This is a genomic window from Paracoccaceae bacterium, assembly GCA_019454225.1.
Taxonomy (GTDB): Bacteria; Pseudomonadota; Alphaproteobacteria; order Rhodobacterales; family Rhodobacteraceae.
Genome location: CP075370.1, coordinates 1,544,142 through 1,568,374, shown reverse-complemented (window position 1 = coordinate 1,568,374; position 24,233 = coordinate 1,544,142). Strand labels below are relative to the sequence as shown.

The window sequence follows — 24,233 nt, the reverse complement described above, 5'->3', positions numbered from 1 at the left end:
GGTCAGGCGGGGCGGAAGGCGTAGGCGTCGCCCTGCGGTTCCGCCCGGCCGATGCCCTGGCCGGGAAAGTGGAAGCCGACCACCCACATCCCGGCGCCCGCGACATGCGACAGCAGACGCCGTCGCGTCGCGGCCGCCATCGCCGCGTCCTGATCGGCCCCCGACAGCCAGTCGGGCCGTTCGAAGGCGACGTGATGGTTGCCAAGCGCATCGCCCGCCACCATGGCCGCCGCACCGCCCTGCCCGACCTCGAAGGCCAGGTGGCCGGGCGTGTGGCCGGGCGTCAGGCGGGCGACGATGCCGGGCAGCACCGTCTCGCCGTCCGACAGGCGGCGCAGCCCGCCCGCGATCGCGCCGAGCCGCCGCGCGGCACCGACGGCAAAGCTGGCGCGCGCCTCGCCGATCCGGGCGACGGTGGCGGGGTCGGTCCAGTAGTCGAGTTCGCTGCCGCCGATCATGTGCTCGGCATTGGCAAAGACCGGTTCGTCGAATTCGTCCAGCAGCCCCCAGAGATGGTCGGGATGGCCATGGGTAAAGATCACATGCGTCACGTCCCCGGGCGCCAGGCCGATGGCCTGGAGCGCCTCCGGCAGCTTGCCGGCCGAGGGCTGGAAATCGGGGCCCGCGCCGGTGTCGAACAGGATCGTGCGGCTGCCGTCGCGCAGCAGCGTCACGTTGCAGGGCGGGGTCGCGCTGTCGGCGGTCATGCCGTGGCGGGCAAGGATCGTCGCCAGTTCGTCCTGCGGCATGGTGCCGAACAGGAAATCGGGCGGCAGCACCAGGTTGCCGTCGCCCAGCGTGTCGAGCCGGTAGTCGCCGAGGTCGAGCGATGCCTGCGCCCAGACCCGGCCCGGCCCGGCCGCCATGGCCATCGCCGCGCCGCCTGCGGCGCAGAAAAGCCGTCGCGTGATCATTGCCGTACTCCTTGCGCCCCCCCCCGGCCGCGGGGGCCGGGGGGGGGTGGCGGATCAGCCGAACATGTCGGCGGTGATGCCTGCGTACCAGCCGAGGCTTTCCTCGTAGGTGGCGCGGCGCAGGGCGGCGTCCTCGCCGGTCTGGCTGATGAAGCTCGAGACGCTGGCGATCTTTTCCGGGGTGGGTTCGTAGGCCGCGCCCACCTTCACCCCGTCCTCGGGCGCGATCAGCGACCAGCAGGTGTTGGTGTAGCGCGCCGGGAACACCCGGCTGCCGGTCAGCTCGCCCCGGATCGCCATCGCCGCCACCTTGGCCTGGCTGTTGGCCGAGAAGCCCGACTTCGGCATGTCGCCCTGCGCCGAGGCATCGCCCAGCACCCAGACATTGCCGTCCGCCTTCGACCGCATGCTGTCGGGTTCCACCGGCGCCCAGCCGCTGTCCGCCGTCACCCCCGCCGCCGCCGCGATCGCCCCGGCGCGCTGCCCGGGGATCACGTTGCAGCAGTCCACCTTCGTCACCTCGCCATCCACCACGACCTCCATCGTGGCCGGACGCACCTCGACCTTGCCGCCGCCGAAGTCCGGGCCGATCCATTCCACCATGCCCGGGTAGTGCCGCCCCCAGCCCTCCTCGAACAGCGCCTTCTTCGAGAAGTTCTCCTTCGGGTCCAGCACCATGATCTTGGCCGTCGGGTTCCGCCCCTTCAGCACATGCGCCACCATGCTGATCCGCTCGTAGGGGCCCGGCGGGCAGCGGTAGGGGTTGGGCGGCGCCACCATCGCGAAGACCCCGCCCTGCGGCATCGCCTCGACCTGCGCCTTCAGCAGCTGCGTCTGCGGCCCGGCCTTGTAGGCATGCGGCATCACCTCGGCATCCGCCGTGCTCCAGCCCGGCACCGCGCCCTCGGCAAAGTCGATCCCCGGCGACAGCACCAGCCGGTCCCAGGGCAGCACCTGGCCCCCCGCCAGCGTCACCGTCCGCGCGTCGCGGTCCACCCCGGTCGCCAGGTCGTTGACCACCGTCACGCCCCCCGCCGCCAGACGCTCATAGCCGTGCTGCAGGTCCTCGAAGGCATGGAACCCCCCGAGATAGAGGTTCGAGAAGAAGCAGGTCGTGTAGACCGGGTTCGCCTCGACCAGCGTCACCTCGATCGCCCCGGCGCTGTCGGCGGCCAGATAGCGCGCCGCGGTCGCACCCCCCGCGCCCCCGCCGATCACCACGACCCGGGGCTTGCCCTGGCCCAGCACCGCCGGCGCGGCCAGCGCCGCGCCGGCCGACAGCGTCGTACCCATAAACAGACGGCGGTTCAGTCTCATGTCGGTCTCCTCCCGTTGCGACATGGGCCGGATGCGCGACACGCAGCCGGGCCGGGTTCCTCACTCGAGCTTCGCGAAATAGGCGGCCAGCGCCGCGATCTCCTCGTCCGACAGCCGACCCGCCATCATCTGCATCACCGGATGCGGCCGCAGCTTCTGCCGGTAGGCATGCATCGCCACCACGAAATCCTCCTCAGGCCAGCCGGTGATCGCCGGAATCCCCGCATCGCCGCCGTCGCGCAGGTGGCAGGTCGTGCATTCCGACGACAGGTATTCCCCGTAATCCGCATCCCCCACGATCGCCAGGACCGCCGGCGGCAGGTTCGGCATCGTCGGCCGCGCCGTCGGCGCCGATTCCGGAATGTCGGCCGGCGAGGCCGTGGCGCTGCGCAGATAGGCCATCAGGTCCGCCCGGCGCCCCGCGTCCTTCAGCCCCCGGTAGCTCATCCGCGTGCCCGACACCAGCGTCCGCGGGTTCTCCACATAGGCGTCCAGCGTCTCCAGCGTCCAGACCAGGCCATCCGCCCCCATCCGCGACAGCGACGCCGAATAGCGAAACGCCACGCTCCCCGCCCGGCGCCCGAAAAGATCGTTCAGATGCGGACCCACACGGTTCGACGCCCCGGACCCGATCTCATGGCACGCACCGCACGCCCGTTCAAAAACATCGCCACCGCGAAGAACATCGCCAAAGCCTTCGGAACGGCCGGGATCGGGAAGCAGCAGCAGCGCGGCGAGGATCGGGGCGAGCCGCGTCGCGACCATCGCCATCATTCCGCGAAGGTCGCGAGATAGGCGATGACGGCGGCGCGTTCATCAGCCGACTTGAGCCCCGCGAAGGACATCCGCGTGCCCTTCATGAAGCCCTTGGGATTGGCCAGGAAGGCATCGAGCGCGGCCGCGTCCCAGACCAGGCCCGCCGCCGCCATGTCGGCCAGGGGCTTGGAATACTTGAACTTGTCCACGCTGCCCGCGGCCTTGCCGACGATGCCGTTCAGATGCGGACCGGTGCCGTTCCTGGCGCCGTCGCCGACCTTGTGGCAGGCCGAGCATTTCTTGAACGCCTTCTCGCCCGCCTCGATCAGCGCCGGATCGGGGGCGGAGGCTGCCGGGGCCGCCTCGGCCGCCGCAGGCGCCGCCGCGGCAGGCGCATCGGCCTGCGCGAGCAGGAGGGGCAGCGTGCCCGCGGGTCTGCCATCGGGGTCGGTCGGGGTGACGCCCAGATCGCTGGCCTTCCTTGTCACCTGCGGCGCCGGGCCGCAGGCCGACATGCAGGGTTCGCCCGAGAACAGCGGCACCTCGGTTGTGTCGCGGTCATCGGGGTAGAAACCGTCGGCGTTGGGCAGCACGACCTCGCGGAAGTTCGCATCCGACAGCACGAAGTCATCCTCGACCAGACCGTTGGAGTAGAGGATGTAGGCGGTGATCGCGTAGGTATCGTCGACGCCGATGGTCTGCGCCCCGCCGAAGGGCATCGAGCGGTGGACATAGTCGTAGACCGTGGACAGGTACGGCCAGTAGGACCCGACCGTCTTGACCGGGCGCGGATCGGTCAGGGTGCCGATGCCGCCGGCCAGCACCGGCCAGCTGTCGATGCCTTCGGCAAATTCGCCGTGGCAGGAGGCGCAGGCCTCGGCAAAGACCTCTTCGCCCTGCTCGACGCTGCCCGACCCCGGGCGCAGGCCGGTGCCATCGGGCAGGACGGCCACGTCCCAGGCGGCGATCTCCTCGGGCAGGGCGGCGCGGCCGAGCCCCAGCTTCCCCGCCGCGGCAGGCATGGCGATGACGGAGACAAGCGCCGTTCCGATGACAAGTTCACGCAACCTCGACATTCTCCACCTCCCCGTCGCTCTTGATCCACCACGTCTGGATGGCGTTGTTGTGATAGACGTTGTTGACGCCCCGGATGGCGCGCAGCTGGTCCTTGGTCGGCTGGACATAGCCGGTCTCGTCGATCGCGCGGGACATGATCAGCATGTCCGACCCATCCCAGACGTGATCGAGATGGAACCGGGTCAGCGCCTTGGACTTGGCATCGCCGCTGATCCGCGCGGTCTGCCAGTTCACGCCGCCATCGAGCGACACATCGACCCGGGCGATGCGGCCGCGGCCCGACCAGGCCAGTCCTGTGATCACAAGCGGCCCGGCGCCATGCCGGATCGGCGCCTGCGGCGAGGGCGAGGTGATGACCGACTTCGCATCCATCACCCAGGTCCACTTGCGGGCCCGTCCGTCCTTCATCAGGTCGGTGTATTTCGAGGTTTCCTCGCGGCTTTCGACCGCCTGGTCGTAGACCCCGATCCGGCGCAGCCACTTGATCCACATGTTGCCTTCCCAGCCGGGCACGACCAGCCGCACGGGATAGCCATGTTCCTTGCGCAGCGCCTCGCCATTGGCGAAGAAGGCCACCATCACGTCGTCGAGCGCCTTTTCCAGCGGGATCGAGCGGCCGTTGGACGAGGCGTCGGCGCCCTCGACATAGATCCACTTGCCTTCCGGCTGCACGCCCGCCTCGGCGAGAAGGTCGCGCAGCATGACGCCGGTGTATTCCATGTTGTGAATCATGCCCTGGGTGAACTGGCAGCCTTCCAGCTGGGCACCGCCCCATTCCATGCCGCCATTGGCCGCGCATTCGCAGAAGGCTGTGGTGATGGCGCGGGGAAAGCGCATCAGATCCTCGAAGGTGAACACCAGCGGCGTTTCCACGAGCCCGTTGATCATCAGCCGGTAGTCGCCCTTGGACAGGTCGATCGCGCCGGAATGGTGGCGTTCGAAGGCGCAGCCCTGCGGCGTGATCGTGCCCTCGAGCGCGTGGATGGGCGTGAAGTTGATCGACGAGACCGGGCTTTCGGTCAGCCATTCGACATTGCGGCGCACCACATGCGCCTCGTGGCGCGAGGGCAGGCCATAGGGCGCGGCATCCACCGGATCACCGAATTCCGAGGCCCAGGGCTGGATCTCGGTGATCAGCGGATCTGGGGCGGCCGCGGCGGTGCCGGCCGCGGCCAGCGCCGCGCCGCCCGCCAGCCCTGCCCTGAGGAAACCGCGGCGGGTTGTCTCGTCGGTCATGTTGCCTCCTGGGGTCTTCGGATGACGGGCGGTCATGCGCCGGTCACGACAACGGATGTGTTGGGTTCAAGCCGGACGGTGCCGATCTTGCGCACATGCGCCTCGACCACGTCCCAGATCTGCGGGCCTTCCGTGCCCTGGTTCACGCTGGCCCAGCCCGCGACGGTGTAGCTGCGGGCGGGGTCGATGGCCTCGCCGGTGCGCAGCAGGGTCATGCCGGTGACGCGGCTGCCGATCGGCTGCGAGACGTCGATGTGGTATCCCATGCCGCCCACGCGCACCATGTCGCCGCCCTGCTGGTAGTAGGGATCGGGGTTGAAGATGTTGTCGGCCACATCCTCCATGATGACCTTGAGCGTCTCGCCGGTCATCTGGGTGCGGTAGCAGGCACCATAGGACATGGTGGTGACGCTGTGGATGTCCTCGCGCCGGATGTCGTCGCCGGGCAGCAGCGAGGCCCCCCAGCGGACGCCCGGCGACAGCGCGATCTCGGCGTCGCGCTCGGACAGGATGGCCTGGCAGATCAGGTCGTCCCAGGTGCCGTTGAAGTTGCCGCGGCGGTAGAGCAGGCTTTCGGTCTTGCCCAGCACCTCGTCCAGTTGCGGCTGGAAGGGCGCGCGTTCGGTGTCGATCAGCGCGGCCATGTCGGGATCGGGCGCGATCACGTCCGAGAACACCGGGATCAGCCTGTGCCGGAAGCCCACCATCCGGCCGCCCTGCACATCCAGATCGACGCGGCTGACGAATTTTCCGTGGCTGCCGCTGGCGATCAGGATCGTCTCGCCCACGAGGACCGGTTCGGGAAGGGCGTCATGGGTATGTCCCGTCAGGATCACGTCGATGCCGCGCACCCGGCCCGCCATCTTGCGGTCGACGTCAAAGCCGTTGTGCGACAGGACCACCACGAGGTCGGCACCCTCGGCGCGCACCTCGTCGACCATCTCCTGCATCCGCTCGTCGCGGATGCCGAAGCTGTATTCGGGGAACATCCAGCCCGGGTTGGCGATGGGCATGTAGGGGAAGGCCTGGCCGATCACCGCGATCCTGGCGCCGCCGCGTTCGAAGAAGGTGTAGGGCTCGAAGGCGGGTTCGTTCCATTCCTGGTCAAAGATGTTCTGGCCGAGGAAGGGGAAGGGCAGGCCCTCGACAATCTCCAGCACGCGCTCGGTGCCGAAGGTCCATTCCCAGTGCGAGGTCATCGCCTCGACGCCAAGCTGGTTCATCACGTTGACCATGTCCTGCCCGCGTGTCGCGAGGCTGGTCATCGAGCCGTGCCAGGTGTCGCCGCCGTCGAGGATCAGCGCCTCGGGCCGGGCGGCGCGGATCGCCTTGACCACGGTGGCCACGCGGTCCATGCCGCCCATGCGGCCATAGGCGCGGCCGAGCGCCGCGAAATCCTCATGCGTCAGGGCATAGGCCTCGGGCGTGCCCGGCTTCAGCCCGAACATGTCGAGAAATCCCTGCCCCACGATATGCGGAGGCTTGCCCCGGGCGTCTCCGATGCCAAGGTTCCATTCCGGTTCGCGGAACCAGATCGGCTTCAGCTGCGCGTGGATGTCGGTGACATGGACGAGCGTGACGTTGCCGAAATCCTGGAACGCCAGAAGCTGCTCCTGCGTCAGCGCCTGCTGCGCCGCCAGACGCGACCAGCGTCCGAGACCCGATGCCCCGACGATGGCGGATGCGGCCACCGAGGCCTGGAGGAATTCGCGCCGGCTGATCATGCAAGTCTCCGTGGTCGTCGGCTGGCCGCCTCCGTTCGCGCGGGCGCGTCAGGGGCGGTGAACCGGTGTGTCATGTCCTTGGCCGGCCGGGGCCGACGGCACGGCCCCCGCGCGGGCGGGGGCCGCGGTTGGGTATCAGTGCCTGACCGAAACGCCCTCGACCGAAAGTCCGTTGCCCCGCGAGGCAACGTAGAGTTCGAGCGCCTTGAACTCGTCCGAACCGGCCTTGAAGGTTTCGGCGCGGGTGTCGCGGACACAGCCGACGAAGCGCTGCTGCGCCGACAGGATGCCCGCGTCCTTGAGCCGGTAGACCGGGAAGCCGTTCACCTGGCCCTGGCTCAGATGGTCGGCGCGGATCATCAGGCCGTAATTGTCCTCATGGCAGTTCGCGCAGGACATCTCCAGCTGCCCGAAACGGGTGTAGTAGATTTCCTTGCCCTTTTCCCAGAACGGGGCAGCGGCGCCGTCGATGGCGACATTCACGATCTCGCCGCGCGACTGCATCGAGATCAGCGCCATCGTGTCCTTCATCTGCGACGAGGTCATGCCCCAGGCCTCGGCGCCCATGCGCTCGGTCCGGCACTTGTTGATGTAGTCCTCCATGATCATCAACCCGCCCGTGGCCGCGTCGACCCGCGGCAGCACCGCGCGCAGGCCCTTCATGCTTTCGGGGCCTTCGTGGCACGAGGCGCAGGCCTTGCCCGCCGTGCCCTCGGCGGTGTTCCAGCGATCGAGGCCGCGATCGACGAACACCATGCCCGGGTTGTCAAAGTCGTCCTTCTGCAGGGACCGGGTTTCGTCCTCGCGGAAGTGCCAGCCGGAATAGATGGTGTCCATCACGTCCTGCAGGTGGTCGGGCGCCGACGTGGTGGTGACCAGCGTCAGCGTTCCGTCATCGGTCTCGATCTCCAGCACATCCTCGACCGGATCGGCTGCGGCCATGCCCGCGAGGGCAAGGCCAAGGGCAGTGGCGGCCAGGACTGCGGCCATACGCTTCTGCATGATGTATCCTCCCAACGATGATCTGCGAAGCGTCAGGCGATTTCGATGGGCTTGACGTCGGTGTAGACCGAGCCGTCGTCATCGTACCAGGTGAAGGTGAAATCGCCCGCGGCGTCGACCCTCGCGTCGAACTCGAAATAGGGGTTCGTCGAAACGGCCGGGTCGATCGCCACGTCGATCACGTTCACCCCGTTCAGGTCGCAGGTGAAGCGGTTGATGATCGAGCGGGGGATCAGGTTGCCGTCAGAGCCCTTCCGCTGACCGGATTCCATGGTGTGGCTGATCAGGCTCTTGATCGTGATGACCTCGCCGGCCTTGGCCGACTTGGGAACCTTCACGCGGGGTTTTGCGTCATTTGCCATCTGTGTTCTCCTCGCGTCCTGATGTCAGCCGCCGCAGCCGCCGATGGTGACCTTGACGGTCGCCGCCGCCTGCACGACCGAGCCGTCGGCCATGCGCGCCAGCGCCACGACATCCTGGGTCTTGGCCAGGCGGATGCGGGTTGCCGCCATCTGGCGCCCGGCCGCCGGTCCGAATGTGAAGGTCGCCACCGCGGGGGTGGGGTTGCCCGCCGCAAGCAGCATGATCGCGGTGGCGCCGGGCGCATCGACCGAAACCGGGACCGTGTTGCCGTTCTCGGCGATCTCGGGGGCGGTCAGCGTGATGCCGCCGGTTCCCACCGCCGCACCGTTCGCAAAGGCCGCCACGGCCTCTTCCATGGTTGCCGACCAGGCAGTGGCGGGCAGCATGGCCGCCGCGAAGCCACCAAGACCGACCAGAAGGGTCTCGCGTCTTGTCAAAGCCATCGTGTTTTCCTTTCGTCCTTTCCGGTCATTCCTTGAGCGTCATGAGATAGGCCACGACATCCTCGACCTGCTGCGCGCTGAGGATCGGCGGCAGCGGCTCGGCCCCGGCCTTGCCGGTATAGCCATCGCCGGGGCGCACGAAGCCCCTGCCCTTGTAGAAGGCAGGCATGAACGTGCCGTCGAAGGTCATCTTGGCATTGGCGATCAGACCGCGCAGCTGCGCCTCCGAATAGCGGTCGGCGACGCCGTCCAGCGGCGGCGCGATGTTGCCGGGGAACTGCACCTCGGGCATCGCCTCGACCACGTGGCAGGCCACGCAGTTGCCGAGGGCCGCCGTCGTCATCGCCTTGGCACCCGCTGCCGGGTCGCCCGCAACGCCGGTCAGAGATTCCTCAACCGCGCCATCAACATAGCTGACATCGGCCGGGACAACCTCGGCCTGCGCAAAGCTACCCAGTACCGCCCCCGCTGCCGCGAGCGCGATGGCAAAACGAGCCATCCGTTCCTCCCTTGTCTTTCCCTGCATTCACACTAGCGCGACGATTACATTTCACGCAACAGAAATATATTGATTCTTGAATAATGGAATGGCCCCTTCCCGATCAAGGCGATACGGCACCCGAGGCCATCGCCCGGGCCAGATAGGCCTGGAAGTTCTCGCCCGAATCATAGCCTCGGTCGCGCACCCAGGTCAGCAGCGCGCCAGTGGTGCCCTTGCCGAAGGCGCCCGGCATCGCGGCCACTGCCGCCTCGGCCGCCGTCCGGCCCTCGGCGACCTCCTCGGGCATGAACATCAGCGTCGGTGTGAACATCACGCCCCAGCGCATGGCCATCGCCTTTTCCGACCGCGCCGTTCCGTCGAAATCGGTCACCTCGACATCGCCGAACAGGTTCATCTGCACCACGAAGTAGTGGTCCCGGATCAGTTGCTCGATGGTCGGATCGACAAATACCTCTTCGTGCATCCTGGTGCAGTAGATGCAACCGCGCTGCTCCCAGATGATCAGCAGGCGCTTGCCCTCGGCGTTCGCCTCGGCCAGATCGTCCGACATGTCTCGGAACGTCTCGCGCAGCCACTCGGGCTTGTGCAGGCCGTCATCGCCCAGCGGTGCGGCCAGCGCGCCGGACAGCGGCAGGATCAGCGCGGCCAGTGCCGCGAACAGGACATGCTTCATCTCGGACTTCCTTTCCTAGATCAATGTGGCCGACCAGTCGAAGTTGCGGATCATGAAATCGGCGATCAGGTTCACGCTGCCCGTCGCGATCAGCAGGCCGAACGCGATCAGCATGACGCCCATCACCTTTTCCACATGCGCGAGCGCCCCGCGATGCCGGGACACCCAGCGCAGGAAGGGCCCGGCGAACACCGCGACGATGACGAAGGGCAGCGTCATCGCCAGGCCGTAGACAAGCAGCAGCAGGCCACCGCGCCACAACTCCTGCATCGCCGTCGCCACCATCAGGATCGCCGCCAGCGCAGGCCCCACGCACGGGGTCCAGCCGAAGCCGAAGGCAAGCCCCATGGCATAGGCGCCCGCCAGCGTGCTGGGGGGCATGGTGCTTTCGCTGCGCATCTCGCGCATCAGGAACGGCAGGCGGAGCACGCCGAGGAAATGCAGGCCGAACACGATCAGGATGCCTGCGGCGACCCAGGACAGCGGTTCGCGCCACTGCGCGAATCCGCGCCCAAGCGCCGTGGCGCCCATCCCCAGCATGACGAAGATCGTGGTGACGCCCAGGGCGAAGATGGCCGACTGGATCACCAGGCGCCGCCGCGCATCGGGCGGCATCTCACGCGCACCGCGCAGTTCCTGCATGGATATTCCGGCCAGATAGCACAGATAGAACGGCACCATCGGCAGCACGCAGGGAGAAAAGAACGACAGCAACCCCGCAAGTGCCGCTCCGCCGAAACTCGCGTCCATGCCCCCTCCCCGGACTTGTCCCGACGGCAGTCTGATCATATCCTCAGGTCATATTCAAATCTTAAAAGACACGCATGTACAGATGACACACCTCGCGTCCCTCATCCTTGCCTGCGCGCTGCTGGCGCTGCCCGCCCATGCCCAGACGCGCGAACTGCTGATGTTCGAGCGCCCGGGATGCAGCTGGTGCGAACGCTGGCACGCCGAGATCGCCCCGGCCTACCCCAACACCGACGAGGGGCGCGCGGCGCCGCTGCAGCGCCTCCAGGTGTCGGAACCGCTGCCCGACGGCGTCACGCTCGACCGGCCCGCCATCCTGACGCCCACCTTCGTGCTGATCGAGGACGGGCGCGAGGTCGGGCGGATCGAGGGCTACCCTGGCGACCAGTTCTTCTGGTTCCTGCTGGGCGAGGTTCTGGCGCGACCCGCGCCCTGACGCCCGTTCATTCCGCCGCCCGGGCCGGATCGGGGGCCGCCGCAGAGCCGAGCGCCTGCATCGCCCGGTGCTGCGTCAGAAAGACCTGGCCCTTGAAGTGACTGAAGAAGTCGGAGCGCCGCAGCGTATCCATCACCGGTCCCTTGACCTCGGACAGATGGAACCCGATGCCCGCGCTCTGCAACCGGTGTGCAATCGCCTCGAGGCTTTCCAGTGCACTGGCATCGATCAGGTTGACCGCGGGACACATCAGCACGACATGGCGCACCTCGGGCCGCGCGGCGGCGGCGTCATAGATCATATCCTCCAGAAAGCGGGCGTTGGCAAAGTACAGGCTTTCGTCCACCCGGATCGTCAGGATCGCCGGATCGGTTTCGACGGCGTGGCGCTTGATGTTGCGGAAATGCTCGGTTCCGGGCACCCGGCCGACAACCGCGGTATGGGGCCGGCTGGTGCGCCAAAGAAACAGCAGGATCGACAGCGCCACACCGGCCGAGATTCCCGCCTCGACGCCCACCGTCAGGACCAGCGCCATCGTCACCGCCATCGCCGCGAAATCGGCCCGCGAATAGCGCCACGTGCGGCGCAGCGCGCCCAGGTCAACCAGCGACAGCACCGCGACGATGATCGTGGCGGCCAGCACCGCCTGCGGCAGATAGCGGAACGCCGGGGTCAGGGTGAGCGTCGCAATCAGAATGCCCACGGCCGTATAGGCCCCGGCAAGCGGCGTGCGCGCACCCGCGTCGAAGTTCACGACCGACCGCGCGAAGCCGCCGGTCACCGGATAGCCGCCGGTCACCGCTCCGGCGAGGTTCGCCGCGCCTAGCGCGGTCAGTTCGCGATTCGCATCGATCCGCTCGCGCCGTCGTGCAGCCAGGGTCTGTGCGACCGAGACCGATTCGACAAAGCCGACGAGCGAGATCAGAAATGCAGGCAGCGCAAGGTGACGCCACAGCCCGGCATCGAGTGCGGGCAGCGTCAGGGGCGGCAGGCCCGCCGGGATCGAGCCCACCACCCGAACCCCCCGCGCATCCAGCGCAAGAAGCACGACGGCCAGGATCGACACCACCACCGCAACCGCCGGTCCCGCCTTCGCCAGGCCATCGGCAAGCCGGGGCCGCAACCCCGCGCGGATGAGCAGCGGCTTGAGGCGTCTGCGCACCCAGAACAGGAAGACCAGCGCAGCCCCGCCGACCCCCGCCGTGAACGGATTGGTCTGGCCGATGTTCCCCGCGATCCCGGGCACCAGGTCGACCAGGGTGTCGCCCCCGGCGGGCACGCCCAGGACATGCTTCACCTGACTGGCGGCGATCAACAGACCCGAGGCGGTGATGAAGCCCGATATCACCGGATGGCTCAGGAAGTTGGCAATGAACCCCAGCCGCAGGGCAGACATCGCCACCATCATCAGCCCGGACATGAACGCGAGGGTGATCGCCGCCGTCACCGGGTCCACATCGCGCACCGCCGTCACCTGCGCCACCGCAGCCGCCGTCATCAGCGACACCACCGCGACCGGTCCCACCGCCAGCGTCCGGCTTGTGCCGAACAGCGCATAGGCCACCAGGGGCAGGATCGAGGCATAGAGCCCTACCTCTGGCGGCAACCCGGCCAGCATCGCATAGGCAAGGCTCTGCGGCACCAGCATGATCGTCACGATCACCGCCGCCAGCAGATCGGCCGCCGCGTCGTCCCGCGTATAGGCGCGGCCCCAGGTCAGGATCGGAAACAGGGTCTTCAGCATGGCGCGATCTTTTGCGAAGAGGAACGGATGGCGACCTACATAGATACATATTCCTATCTTGCAATGTGATATATGTCCGCCCTGCGCGCGATCAGCGCAGGGCGTCCGTCGGGGAACACTGGCTGCGCTGCCCCCCGCAAGGCCCGCGTCAAACGGTGAAGTGTCCGAAAAACGCCACGCGGGCATTGGCCTTTTCCAAAGAGATAGCTATCGTATCGCGCCGGGGCCCCTGACAACCGGTAAGCATGATGGACAGGTTCGCATTCATCGAGACCGAACTGGCCCGCATTGGCGAGATCGCGACGGCAGGGTATTTTCTTGCCTTGCGGAACCGTGGCACCTCGCCGTTGCTGACATACCGGACCTATCCGCAGGCATGGATCGACCTCTACACCGAAAAGGGCTATGTCCTGCGCGACCCGATCACCACCTGGGCGCTGACGGTGGGCGGCACCATCCGGTGGAGCTCGCCCATGCTTCCCGATCCGTTCCGGATATTCCAGCAGGCCGCCCGCCATGGCCTGATCTACGGGGCCTCGATCGCCCATGGCCCGTTGAAATCACTCACCATCTGCTCGTTCTCGCGCAGCGATCGCGAGTTTACGGATGACGAGATCGAGGCGGTCCGGAAGATCGTCTTCGAACTGCATGAACGCACCAAGCTGCCCGAGTCGCTGGAGGAAGACCAGCGTGCGATCCTGCGCATCTTCGGCGAGGGCCGGACGATGAAGGATGTGGTCGCGCGCACCGGGATGGCCGAGCCGGCGATACGGACACGCCTGAACCATCTGTGCGATCTCCTGCTTGCCAAGACACCGGCCGAGGCGGTGCAGCGCGCGAGGGACTACAAGCTTCTCTGATCATGCGGCGGCATCCCGCGGCCAGGTCCCATGGGGCACCGGGCGATCAGAACACGAAGAAGTCCTCGTGGGTGAGTGCAAGGTCGGCGGCCAGCGTCACGATCAGGCTGCGCGCTCCGGCGCCGGTGCCGTTGGCGTCGAAAAAGACCCGTCCGGTATCGGTCTCGTAGATCAGCCGGTGCAGCGGGTCGGTGGCCAGCCCGGTCAGGTTGGCGGTAAAGGCAGATGCCGCCAGAACGCCTTGCGCCAACCCGACGAACACGGCGTCATCCAGACGGATCGTGTCGTCCACCACCGAAAAGTCGGTGATGACGTCGCGGTTGGTGGCCGATGGCGCCGTGTCGAACACGAAGGTGTCGGCGCCCGCGCCGCCTGTCATCGTGTCGGACCCGAGGCCGCCGTTGATCGTGTTGCTGCGTGCATTGCCGATCAGCACATTCGCCAGGTCATTGCCGGTGGCATTGATGTTCTGCGTGCCGGTCAGGGTCAGGCGTTCGACATACTGCGTGCCAACCGTCGCATTCAGGTTGAAGCTGACGCTGCTCTGGATCGTGTCGATTCCGCCGGCATCGACGGTGCTGGTCGTCGTGGTCGTTTCGAACACGCGGTCCGACAGGGAATTCACGATGTAAAGGTCGTTGCCCGCCCCGCCAAGCATCGTATCGAATCCGGCCCCGCCATCGAGGGTATCGTTCCCGGCCTCGCCGCTCAGCAGGTCGTCGCCCGCGCCGCCGATCAGGCGGTTGTTCGCGGCGCTGCCGCCCAGTGTGTCGTTGCCGGTGCCGCCGGTGACATTCTCGATGTCCACCATGGCGCGCAGGAACCCGTCGTCATAGGTGCCTGCAGCCAGATCGACCGCGATGGTGAAGCCGACATAGGCGCTTACATCGACGTGGTCGGTCCCCGCCCCGCCGAAGATATTGCCCGAATAGAAGGCGTTGCTGAAAACAAAGGTGTCGTCGCCATCGCCACCGTAGCTTTCGGCATCAATGGATTCTCCGGTCGTGATGAACAGGTCGTTGCCTTCGCCGCCAAACAGCGTATCGGTGCCGCCGCCACCTTCCAGCGTGTCGCGCCCCTTGCCCGCGGAAATCATGTTCGCCAGCCCGTCGCCGGTCAGACGGTCGTTCTTGGCGCTGCCGATGATGTTTTCGATGCTGATGTAGCGGTCGCCTACAGCCTCGCCCCGGTTCCGTTCGGGGGCAGCCAGGTTGACCGTGACGCCACCCTTGGCCGTGCCATAGTCGGCAAAGTCGGTGCCATCGCCGCCGTTCAGCAGGTCGCCCCCCGGACCTCCGCGCAGCGTATCGTTCCCGGCGCCACCCTCAATCAGGTCGTTGCCGTCGCCGCCGAGCAGGATATCCGCGTCGTCGCCGCCTTGCAGCGTGTCGTCGCCCGCACCGCCGTCCAGCGTGTCAAGGCCGATCCCCCCGACCAGCAGGTCGCTGCCGTCCTCACCCTTCAGGCTGTCGTCGCCCGCGTCGCCGTAGAGTTCGTCGGCGCCGCCCCCGCCGCTGAGCCTGTCGTTGCCGTCCCCGCCGCGCAGTCTGTCGCGGCCGGCACCGCCGTAAAGCATGTCGCGACCGCCGTCGCCGTCCAGCATGTCGTCGCCGTCGTTGCCCGTCAGCGTGTCGTTGCCTTCCCCGCCACGCAGCAGGTTCTGCGCGGCATTGCCGGTCAGCACGTCGTTTCTCAGCCCGCCCCACACACCTTCGACGTTTGTCACTTGGTCGAACTGCGCCGCGCCGCCGGTCAGGGCAAAGCCGCTATCGGACAGCTCGACCGAAACGGCCACATTCGCCGTGGCATAGGAAACGATGTCGAACCCGTTTCCGCCGTCGATGCTGTCGAAGCTGCCACCGACCAGAGTGTCGTTCCCGTCGCCTCCGCGCAGGGTGTCTGCGCCCGTGCCGCCAGTCAGCAGGTCGTTGCCGCTGCCCCCCTCCTGCACGCTCGACGCACCTGCCCCACCGATCAGGACATCGTCGCCGTCGCCACCCGACAGGGTATCAAGCCCGTCGCCATCGCCGCCGTGCAGCGTATCCCTGCCGCGTCCGCCCGCGATGAAATCGCTGCCCACGCCGCCGTCGATGCTGTCGTTGCCGGTGTCCCCTCTCAGTTGGTCGTCGCCGTCCCCGCCCAGGATCGTGTCATTCCCCGCACCGCCGAACACGGTATCGTTGCCCGCCCCGCCGTCGATGCTGTCGCCCAGATCGGTTTCGGTGATCCCGCCGACGATGCTGTCGTTGCCGTCATCGCCCAGCAGCGTGTCCGAAAGGTCACCGCCGAACAGCGAATCCTCCCCGCCACGGCCCATGATCAGATCCGCGCCGCCGTTGCCCAGGATGGCGTTGGCCTCGTCGTCGCCGCGCAGCACATCGGACTGTGCGGTGCCAATGACGTTCTCCACGGAAACGAGGGTTGCGATATTGACCGCGGTGCCCGTGTTCACCGTCGTTCCGCCGCGGTGGAACACGCTGATCCCGCTGTGCGTCAGGTCCAGGTCGATGGCAAACTGGAACCCGGCAAAGCTGGCGGTGTCGCGGTCGGCCCCGCCATCCAGCAGGTCCAGCCCGGCGTCATAGATCAACAGGTCATTGCCGGCCCGGCCGCGCAGGGTGTCGTTGCCCAGGCCGCCCGAAAGGAAGTTGTTCAGCTCGTCGCCCGCGATGGAATCGTTGAAAGCGGTGCCCACCACGCCTTCCACGTCGCCATCGGGCGCCGTCACGATTGTCCGGAACACCCCGCCCGTCGCCTTCGGCAGGTCATTCGTGCGCGCTGTGTCACTGAGGTTGCGGAGATCCACCCTCGCCGCGCTGGTGAAGGCGGACAGGTCGAGCGTGTCGATCCCGGCCCCGCCCGTGAAGGTATCGACACCCGATGTGTAGATCAGCGTGTCGTCCCCGTCGCCGCCGAAGAACACGTCATCGCCAAGCCCGCCGCGGAAGGTGTTCGCGCCCGCATCGCCGGTCAGCGTGTCGTCGCCCGTGCTGCCGATGACGTTCTCGATGCCGGTGATGAAGAGGTTCGCATAGGAGGCCGTCAGGTCGATGTCCCAGCCGGTCAGCCCGTCGATCTGCAGGCTGTCCACCCCTTCGCCGCCATCGACCGTGTAGAAGAAGATCGGCGGCTGGACCTGCGGGTCGAACGGCGGCACGAAGATGCGGATCAGGTCATCGCCCGCGCCGCCGATCAGGACCGTGTCGCCGCCCAGACCCACCAGCGTGTCGTTGCCGTCGCCGCCGTGCAGTTCCGAAAAGGTGATGCTCTGGCCCAGCGGGCGCATCACGTTGCCTTCAAGGAAGTCGCCATGCCGCGACCCGACAACCACCATGATGTCGTCGAACAGCGTGGCGCGGCGGGTGCCGTCACCGGTGATGGTGGGCGCATCGTCGGTGCGCGCGATGCCCGAGGACATCCGCACATGCATGGCCGCGTCGAACAGCGCATAGCTCAGCGTGTTGCGCCCGCCGAGGAACACGTTGGTGCCCGTCACCTCGTCAAGGCCGCCGGTGTAGGAATAGACCTGCAGGAACTCGCGGTTGGACGGGTTTGACTGGTCGGGTGCGGACAGGGTGATCACGTCGTCGCCGAGGCCGCCCGCGACGTGTTCGATCCCGTCCAGTAAGCCGATCTGCACACCATTGGCAAAGACCTGGCTGCCGGTGATCGTGAGGCCGGTCTCGAACTGGTCGTAGAGGGCGGTGTCGAACCCGGCGCCGCCGATCATGTGGTCGAAGGTCGTGAAGAAATCCGCAATCAGGACATCGTTGCCGTCCTCGCCACGCAGGCTGTTGCTGCCCTCGCCGCCCAGCAGCGTGTCATTGCCGAAAAAGCCCAGCAGCGTGTCGTTGCCGAACTCGCCGAACAGGATGTCGTTGCCGTTCAGCCCGTTCAGGAAATCGCCGCCGTCCCCGCCAATCAGTTCGTTGTCGTCGTCGTTCCCCTGGATGTTGTCGGCGAACCGGGTGCCCTGGACGATGGTGATGTTGAACAGACGGTCGGTGTTCCCGTGGCTGTCGGTCCCCGCGACATGGGGGCTCAGACCCGGAGTAAAGGCCTGAAAGACAAGGTCGATGCCTTGTCCGCCGGATTCCTGGCTGTAATCGACGAAACCCAGGCGACCGGTGCTGATGAAAGTATCGGCACCAGCATGGCCCACCATCACGTTGAAGCCGAGCCCGCCGTCGATCACGTTGTCCTGGGCGTTGCCGATCAGTTGGTCGTCGAAATCGGTGCCGCGCAGGTTCTCGATGTTCGCCAGGGAGGCAATTGCGATCTCGCGCACGCCATTGCTGGACAGCACCGGCGTGCCCGCGAGCAGATCGACCGAAACCCCGGCCGTGTGGAGCGAGAAATCGACCCAGTCGATGCCGACCCCGCCATTGATCGTGTCACGCCCGTCGCCGACATAGACTATGACGTCGTTTCCGTTGCCACCATTGACCCGGTCATTCCCGTTGCCGGTCTCGATCAGGTCATCGCCCTCGCCGCCATTCAGGCTGTCCCTGCCGTCACCGCCGCGCAGGATGTCATTGCCCGTGCCACCCAGCAGGGTATCGTCGCCCTCGCCGCCGTCCAGGAGGTCGTTGTCATTGCCACCGTCGAGGCTATCCTCACCGGTGCCGCCGAACAGCGCGTCGTCGCCATCGCTCCCGAACAGCGTGTCATCGCCTTCATCTGCGACAAGGGTATTGCTCGCCGCCGACCCGACCAGAAGGTCGTCGAAGACCGATCCTGCCACGTGTTCGATTGAACTGTAGATGTCGCCTTCGGCATCGTTGCCGGTGCCGCTCTGAAAGCCCAGATCGACGGACACGCCACCGGCCGAATTCCGGTAGGACACGCCGTCCTGGCCGGAACCGCCGAAGAACAGGTCGGCACCGCTTCCTGCGTCCGCAAAGTCGTCGCCTGCGCCCATGTGGATGATGCGTCCGACATGGTTGCCCACGCTGAAATCATCGTTCCCTGCGGTCCCGTGCAGCACCGCGCGGGTGGCGACGGCAAGGCCTGTGAAGGCCCCGAACCCCGACAGGTCGAGGGTGAAGCTGTCGTCCATCGTCACAAAGGTTGCGTTCACCCCGTTCGGACCGGGCGCGAAGTAGTCCTGAAACCGCAGGTTGCTGGGAATGATGTTGGTGGGAGACGTGGTGACCAGAAGGTCGAGCCCATCCGCGCTGAACGACAGTTGGTCCCGCAGGACGCCCGTGAACATCAGGATTGTATCGGTGCCGAATTCATCCAGGATGACGGCAGAGCCGAACAGGTCGTCAAATACATAGGTGTCCTGGCCGGCCCCGCCCGTCATGACATGGTTGCCCTGGCGCACGATCAGCACGTCGTCGCCATCGCCGCCATCCAGCAGCGTCTGGCCGAACCCGCCCAGCAGCACGTCGTTCTGCCCGCTTCCGGTGGCGAACACTTCGCGGATACCGCTGTAGCGCAAGGAATTGTCCTGGTGCGTCAGCAGAAAGGTGAAGGCGTCGCTGCTCAGCGCATCGTCGAACACCGTAATGGATTGCAGGCCGGTCTGGCGGGACAACAGCGGCCCGACCGGCGTCGTGTCGTTCAGCAGCTGAATCTGGGCCGGGCCCTCGGCCTGATAGACCAGCGTCGATCGGCCGAAGCTTCCGATCACCGTATCGTTGCCGCCGACATGTTCGAAAAGGCCACCTCCGGTGCCCATGGCGAAATAGTCGTCGCCGGTGCCGCCCAGGAAGGTGATGTAGCCCGTCGTACCCTCGACATGGTCACCCAGGTCGCCGCCCCGCACCAGATGCGTGCCGTCGCCCAGCAGCAGGTGGAAACGTTCGAACCCGCCCAGCTTCAGACCCTCGGCGGCCTCGTAGACCTTGCTGGTGCGGGCATCGAAGATCATGTCGCCAAAGCTGATGCCGGGATTCACCTTGAACCGGAAATCGCCGGCGAACAGGTCGCCGAAATCGTCGCCTCCGATGTAGTTCTCGCCATACTGGAAAAGGGCTATGTCGTTGCGGAACCCGTCACCGGCGAACTCGACGCGCGAGATGTTGCTGTAGTCAACGGCATGGGCGCCCGTGTCGTAGATGAACCGCGACGCGAACAGGGCCTGATCGACCACGGCGCGGATCGCTTCATGGCTGGACCCCGCATGCAGCGCACCCGACGCGGTCAGTTCGACGCCGGACGGCAGAAAGACACGCAATGTGGCCTGCGCATCGGCATTTGCCGCCATCACCAGCACGTCGCGCCCGTTCAGGTCGCGGAAACTGCCGCCGACGATGGTGTCGTTTCCGGCACCGTCCCACATGAACAGGTCGTTGCCTTCGCCCCCGATCAACACGTTGTTGCCTGCGCCGCCAATCAGCGTGTCGGCTCCCGCGCCGGCATGGAAATAATCGTCCAGCCGCCCACCGACCAGCAGGTCATTGCCCGCCCCGGTGATCAGCACGCCTCGATCGATGCCTTCGACGTAGATGGTATTGGCGATGGTATAGCCGTCGGATCCGTCCAGTGCCTCGTCATCCTTGATGACAAAGGTGATCCCGACGTTGAAGGCCGAAAGGTCGGCGACGAAGGTATCCTGATCGCCGGCCGTCTCGCCGCCGATGTAGCTGACACCGCCCTGATAGATCAGGACGTCGTCACCCGGCACCGATCCGCGGATGTTGGCGACCTCCATCTGGTAGGTTCTGGCGAAGACCCCGTTCTCGAAGCTGAGGTCCATCGAATAGAAGGTGTCCAGTGTCCGGGTGTAGTCGAGCGCGTCCAGCAGCAGGGCGGCGCTGTCATAGGCCCAGTAGAACACCTCGCTGCCCGGCAGGATCAGGCCGTCGGTAAAGCTGACGAACCGATAGCGCAGCCCGTGCGCTTCCAGCCCGTCGGCCGCAATGTCCAGCCGGTCGATGCCCGCCCCACCCCGGATGTCGTCGGCCCCGGCATTGGTCCAGACGATAAAGTCATTGCCGTCGCCGCCGAATAGCGCGTCTGCCGCCTTGTCGGCGCCGCCCGACAACACGTCGTTGCCCTCATCGCCGAACAGGAAATCCGACAGCATGCCGCCTACCAGCACGTCATTGGCCGATGTGCCTGCGACCAGCAGACGTTCGAACCCGTCGATGATGGTTTCTCCGAAAAACCCGTCGATGCCCGTGCGTCCGGCAACGATGTTCACACCGGCGCGTGCGCCGAAAGCGGGTTCGAACCTGCGGAAATCGGCGCCGAATGTGTCGGTGCCGTCGCCGCCTTCATAGCGTGTTCCACCGAGGAAGATCGCCAGATCGTCGCCCGCGCCGCCTTCCACGATGCTGATGTATTCGAAAGACCTGTCGAACTGCATCTGGCCGAAGGTAAAGCCGTTGCGCAGGACGATCGCGTATTCAGGTTCCAGGTTTGCGCCGCCACCGGGCAGGTCGGCGGCGACGCTGCCCGGATCGGATGCGAGGCTCGCATAGCCCCAGGCCCCGAGATCAAAATAGAACTGCGCGATATCGCCAAAGCTTGCGTCGGCCCCGATCCCGAACGTGTCGCCAAACCGCAGGCCGATGCCGGAGGGGCCGAAATCAAAGCCCTGCGCGGTGATGTCATAGCGCAATCCGGCCGTGCCGGCGGTGACAAAGGCATTGTCGATGCCGGTGCCGCCATAGATCACGTCGACCACGGTATCCGCCGTGGCGCGCAACCCGCCGATATATACGTCATCGCCACCTTCCAGCATGGCGACGTCAGAGGCGCTGTCGACCGGCATGATGACAATGTCATCGCCGTCGCCGGTGATGAATATGTCGCCCCGCTGCCAGCCCACCAGATAGTCATCCGCCGCGCCGGTCCGCAGGATCGCGCGTTCGATGTTGCGCACGGTCAGCGTGGTGATCGACGGGTCGTTGTCGAACAGCGTGATGCCGCCCGCAGTATTCGGGTCAGAATCGTTCTCTGCGGTCACCGATGCGTTCAGATCCCAGCGGATCGCCACATCGCCGTAATGGGCGGCGAAATTCGCCATGAACGTGTCGAACCCGCCCGACAGTTGCCCGCCGCCGTTGATGAAACTCGTGTCGTTCCGGTAAAGGAAAATGAAATCGTTGTTGGCGGTGCCTTCATAGTTGATCGAGGCATTGGTGGTCAGCGTCTTGCCGTTGATGCGGACCAGAGCGGAATCGTTCGGATTGGCCGAGGAATGTTCAAGCGCCGCATAGGCCGTCGTCGGATTGACGACACTGTTCATGAGGAAACCGCCGCTTTGTCCAGACAGCAGCGCTGCGTTGGACGGCAGGGTGGTGGCCAGATCGACCGTTGCCACGCTGCCGTTCGTGCTGTTGAGCGTTACGGTCTGGTCAAAAAGGCCGGTCCAGATGAACATCACCTTCTGAGCTTCGCCGCTGAAATCGTAGGACGACGCCGGAGGATCGTTCAGCGGTGGGCGCAGCAGAAAGCCGTTGTCGCTGTAGGTCGCCTGAATCGCGGCCAGCTGTTCATGCGACGCCCGGAAATAGGCGTAAAGCGTCTCTTCGGCATTCGGCAGGTCGGGATTGTACCCGGTCGGGGCCAGCGCCTGTTCGACGTAGAATACCTCGTAGGTCCTGACTTCCGTGTTGAAGGCCGATCCTGACACCTCGAACGTGTCTTCATACAGGTTGCCCAGGTTGATCTGGAACCCGCCATCGGGGATCTGCGTGGAAAACAGCGGGCCAAAGCTGAACCGCAGCGCCTCGGGCACCCAGGACCCGGTCAGATAGCCCGACAGCGCGTCGATGGTGATCGAGGCATTGATGCCCACGCCCACGCCGTGAAAGAAACTCGCGCGGTTGACCTCGTAGGTCGCGGTGATGATAGCGTCGCCAACGCCTGTCGTGTTGGGCGACATCAGGGTCAACACCTGCCCCAGGGCGCCGCGCACGCGGATGTCGTCGGCAGCGTTGCCCGGCGTGCCATTGTCCGACACCAGCGTGACGATGATGTCGGGCGTGTTGGTGCCGGGTCTGTTGATGTCGAGGCTGACCTCCTCGGTCACGTTCAGCCCGGCATTGGCAGTGATGTCGAGGAGGGTAAAGTTGAACGCTGCCTTGCCCTTGCCGATGAAGGGCAGGAAGCTGTTGAGGTCGTAGGTATGTTCGGCAAAGACCACTTCGCCCAGGAACTTCGCCACCACCTGCACCGGCGGCGCGGGGATCTTGTTCAGCAGCCTGACCAGAAGCGCGTCCAGATCGGCGTCGAGCGACAGGAATTGCCGGTCGGACACGCCTTCGCCAGAGACCCTGCCGCCGCCGTTCGAGGCCGTGCTTTCCCTGATGCTGGCCCCGGTCGGCAGCCGGGCGGTCAGGGTCACGCCCTCGGTCAGGTCCAGCGAGAACTCCGGGTTCAGCGGGCTGACCGCGATCAGTTCGATCCGCTCGTCCACGTCGAAGATGGTGAAGTCGTGGGGGCCTTCCTCGCCGAACCAATGTCCGAACACGACGTCCCGGAACCCGGTTTCAAGCTTGATGATCAGGTCCAACCCCGCACCGATCTTGCCCGCGCCCGAGGACTCGGGCGTCCCGAAGCCCGCCGTGGTGATGCTGGACGAGGTGACAGAAAAGTTGCGAAAATCGAAGGCCATGGTGTTGCCGGCGATCACCGCCGTCGGCAGTTCGACCGCAACCGAGATGTTGTACTCCGCGTCGAAATGCCCGCCCGTGCCAAGGCTGGCATAGGCAAGAAGGCCGAATTTCACGTCCAGGTAGAATTCCGCATCCAGGGAAAAACCCAACGCACTGAAGCCGAATTGCTCGACGATGGGATCGGGGTCCCAGATCAGAATGTTGCCCGAATCGATGGTCAGGTCTGTGGCCGGACCGGGCCGCCACAAGGATTGCGTCTGGGTGAAGAACGTGAGGTTGGTATTGACAATTGCCATGCTGCGTTCCTTGAAGAAAAATGTGCGACTGGCCGCGCACATCCATCAAAAAACTGCAGCGAGATCCGAGTTTCGCCAGCCTCGAAGGCCTCTCGCGAAGAAGAAGAAGCATGCTGCCAGATTCGAGGCAACGATTCGATCAATCTGCCGTGGCCGCAGCTGATCTGCCTGGTTCCCAAGTCGATGCCGCCAACCGCAGCGTGGGGCCGATCGGAACCGCTGCGCTGCGGTCGGCCCGTCATGCCCGATGCCGGCTCCGGCGCCGCCCACCTCCGGCGTGGTTCTGAAAGTCTGCCGAGAGGCAGGTGATGGCAACGCCGTTTCCGCAGGTGGGCCGCAATGGGAGCTGTGGAAAGCGCCCGCAATGGGATGGCGATGAACATTGCCGCAGAAAAGCGGCCTGAGGCGCGACGGTCCCTTTCCCTGTCGGCGTCATGCCGCGCGGACGATCTCGGCAGTGCCGAGGGGCTCTGATGCTGTAGACGCCCCCCGGCGACATCTCGGAGCGATGGTGGACTTCAGTGGTTCCGGCCAGACAGTGCTGGACAGACGTCCTCAGCAAACC

Annotated in this window: 16 protein-coding genes; 2 read left to right on the top strand and 14 right to left on the bottom strand. The window is 66.1% G+C overall.

All coding sequences use genetic code 11. The features are described 5' to 3' along the window. Positions 1-2: 2 nt before the first annotated feature. From KF887_07450 to KF887_07395, 12 genes are all read right to left on the bottom strand, one after another. Positions 3-914 carry an MBL fold metallo-hydrolase gene (locus KF887_07450; protein ID QYK42923.1) on the bottom strand — a complete coding sequence of 304 codons (912 nt, stop codon included), beginning with the start codon at positions 912-914 and terminating at the stop codon, positions 3-5. A 54-nt stretch (positions 915-968) separates the two neighbouring features. Next, positions 969-2,231: an FAD-dependent oxidoreductase gene (locus KF887_07445; protein QYK42922.1), complete on the bottom strand. Its 1,263-nt coding sequence runs from the start codon at positions 2,229-2,231 to the stop codon at positions 969-971. A gap of 60 nt (positions 2,232-2,291) precedes the next feature. After that, positions 2,292-2,996, bottom strand: coding sequence for a c-type cytochrome (locus tag KF887_07440; protein ID QYK43480.1), 705 nt, complete (start codon positions 2,994-2,996; stop codon positions 2,292-2,294). Positions 2,997-3,001: 5 nt separating this feature from the next. Then, entirely contained in the window at positions 3,002-4,063 is a 1,062-nt protein-coding gene (locus tag KF887_07435) for a c-type cytochrome (protein QYK42921.1), read from the bottom strand. Continuing rightward, positions 4,047-5,300, bottom strand: a complete 1,254-nt coding sequence (gene soxC / locus KF887_07430; protein ID QYK42920.1) for a sulfite dehydrogenase — start codon at positions 5,298-5,300, stop codon at positions 4,047-4,049. Before soxC ends, KF887_07435 begins: the two co-directional genes overlap by 17 nt. 32 nt (positions 5,301-5,332) lie before the next feature. After that, complete coding sequence (soxB, locus tag KF887_07425) at positions 5,333-7,024, bottom strand: thiosulfohydrolase SoxB (GenBank protein QYK42919.1); 1,692 nt, start codon at positions 7,022-7,024, stop codon at positions 5,333-5,335. Positions 7,025-7,159: 135 nt separating this feature from the next. Next, entirely contained in the window at positions 7,160-8,026 is an 867-nt protein-coding gene (gene soxA / locus KF887_07420; GenBank protein QYK42918.1) for a sulfur oxidation c-type cytochrome SoxA, read from the bottom strand. A 32-nt stretch (positions 8,027-8,058) separates the two neighbouring features. Then, on the bottom strand, positions 8,059-8,388 hold the full coding sequence (soxZ, locus tag KF887_07415; protein ID QYK42917.1) for a thiosulfate oxidation carrier complex protein SoxZ: 330 nt from the start codon (positions 8,386-8,388) through the stop codon (positions 8,059-8,061). 24 nt (positions 8,389-8,412) lie between these two features. Beyond that, positions 8,413-8,832: a thiosulfate oxidation carrier protein SoxY gene (gene soxY / locus KF887_07410; GenBank protein ID QYK42916.1), complete on the bottom strand. Its 420-nt coding sequence runs from the start codon at positions 8,830-8,832 to the stop codon at positions 8,413-8,415. Between the two features lie 25 nt (positions 8,833-8,857). Next, a complete protein-coding gene (soxX, locus tag KF887_07405; protein QYK42915.1) occupies positions 8,858-9,331 on the bottom strand; it encodes a sulfur oxidation c-type cytochrome SoxX in 474 nt (157 codons plus the stop codon). Positions 9,332-9,434: 103 nt separating this feature from the next. Next, the gene (locus KF887_07400) at positions 9,435-10,007 is read right to left on the bottom strand and encodes a thioredoxin family protein (GenBank protein ID QYK42914.1); all 573 of its coding nucleotides are present in this window, start codon (positions 10,005-10,007) and stop codon (positions 9,435-9,437) included. 15 nt (positions 10,008-10,022) lie between these two features. Then, positions 10,023-10,757, bottom strand: a complete 735-nt coding sequence (locus KF887_07395) for a sulfite exporter TauE/SafE family protein (GenBank protein ID QYK42913.1) — start codon at positions 10,755-10,757, stop codon at positions 10,023-10,025. Between the two features lie 82 nt (positions 10,758-10,839). Between KF887_07395 and KF887_07390 the strand changes: the two genes are divergently transcribed. Further along, on the top strand, positions 10,840-11,193 hold the full coding sequence (locus KF887_07390) for a thioredoxin family protein (GenBank protein ID QYK42912.1): 354 nt from the start codon (positions 10,840-10,842) through the stop codon (positions 11,191-11,193). A gap of 7 nt (positions 11,194-11,200) precedes the next feature. Here KF887_07390 and sulP read toward each other — a convergent pair whose 3' ends face one another. Then, complete coding sequence (gene sulP, locus KF887_07385) at positions 11,201-12,937, bottom strand: sulfate permease (protein QYK42911.1); 1,737 nt, start codon at positions 12,935-12,937, stop codon at positions 11,201-11,203. Positions 12,938-13,182: 245 nt separating this feature from the next. Between sulP and KF887_07380 the strand changes: the two genes are divergently transcribed. Further along, positions 13,183-13,797: an autoinducer binding domain-containing protein gene (locus KF887_07380; protein ID QYK42910.1), complete on the top strand. Its 615-nt coding sequence runs from the start codon at positions 13,183-13,185 to the stop codon at positions 13,795-13,797. A 46-nt stretch (positions 13,798-13,843) separates the two neighbouring features. Here the strand turns inward: KF887_07380 and KF887_07375 are convergent, their stop codons facing one another. After that, a complete protein-coding gene (locus tag KF887_07375) occupies positions 13,844-23,668 on the bottom strand; it encodes a hypothetical protein (protein ID QYK42909.1) in 9,825 nt (3,274 codons plus the stop codon). Between the last annotated feature and the right edge of the window lie 565 nt (positions 23,669-24,233).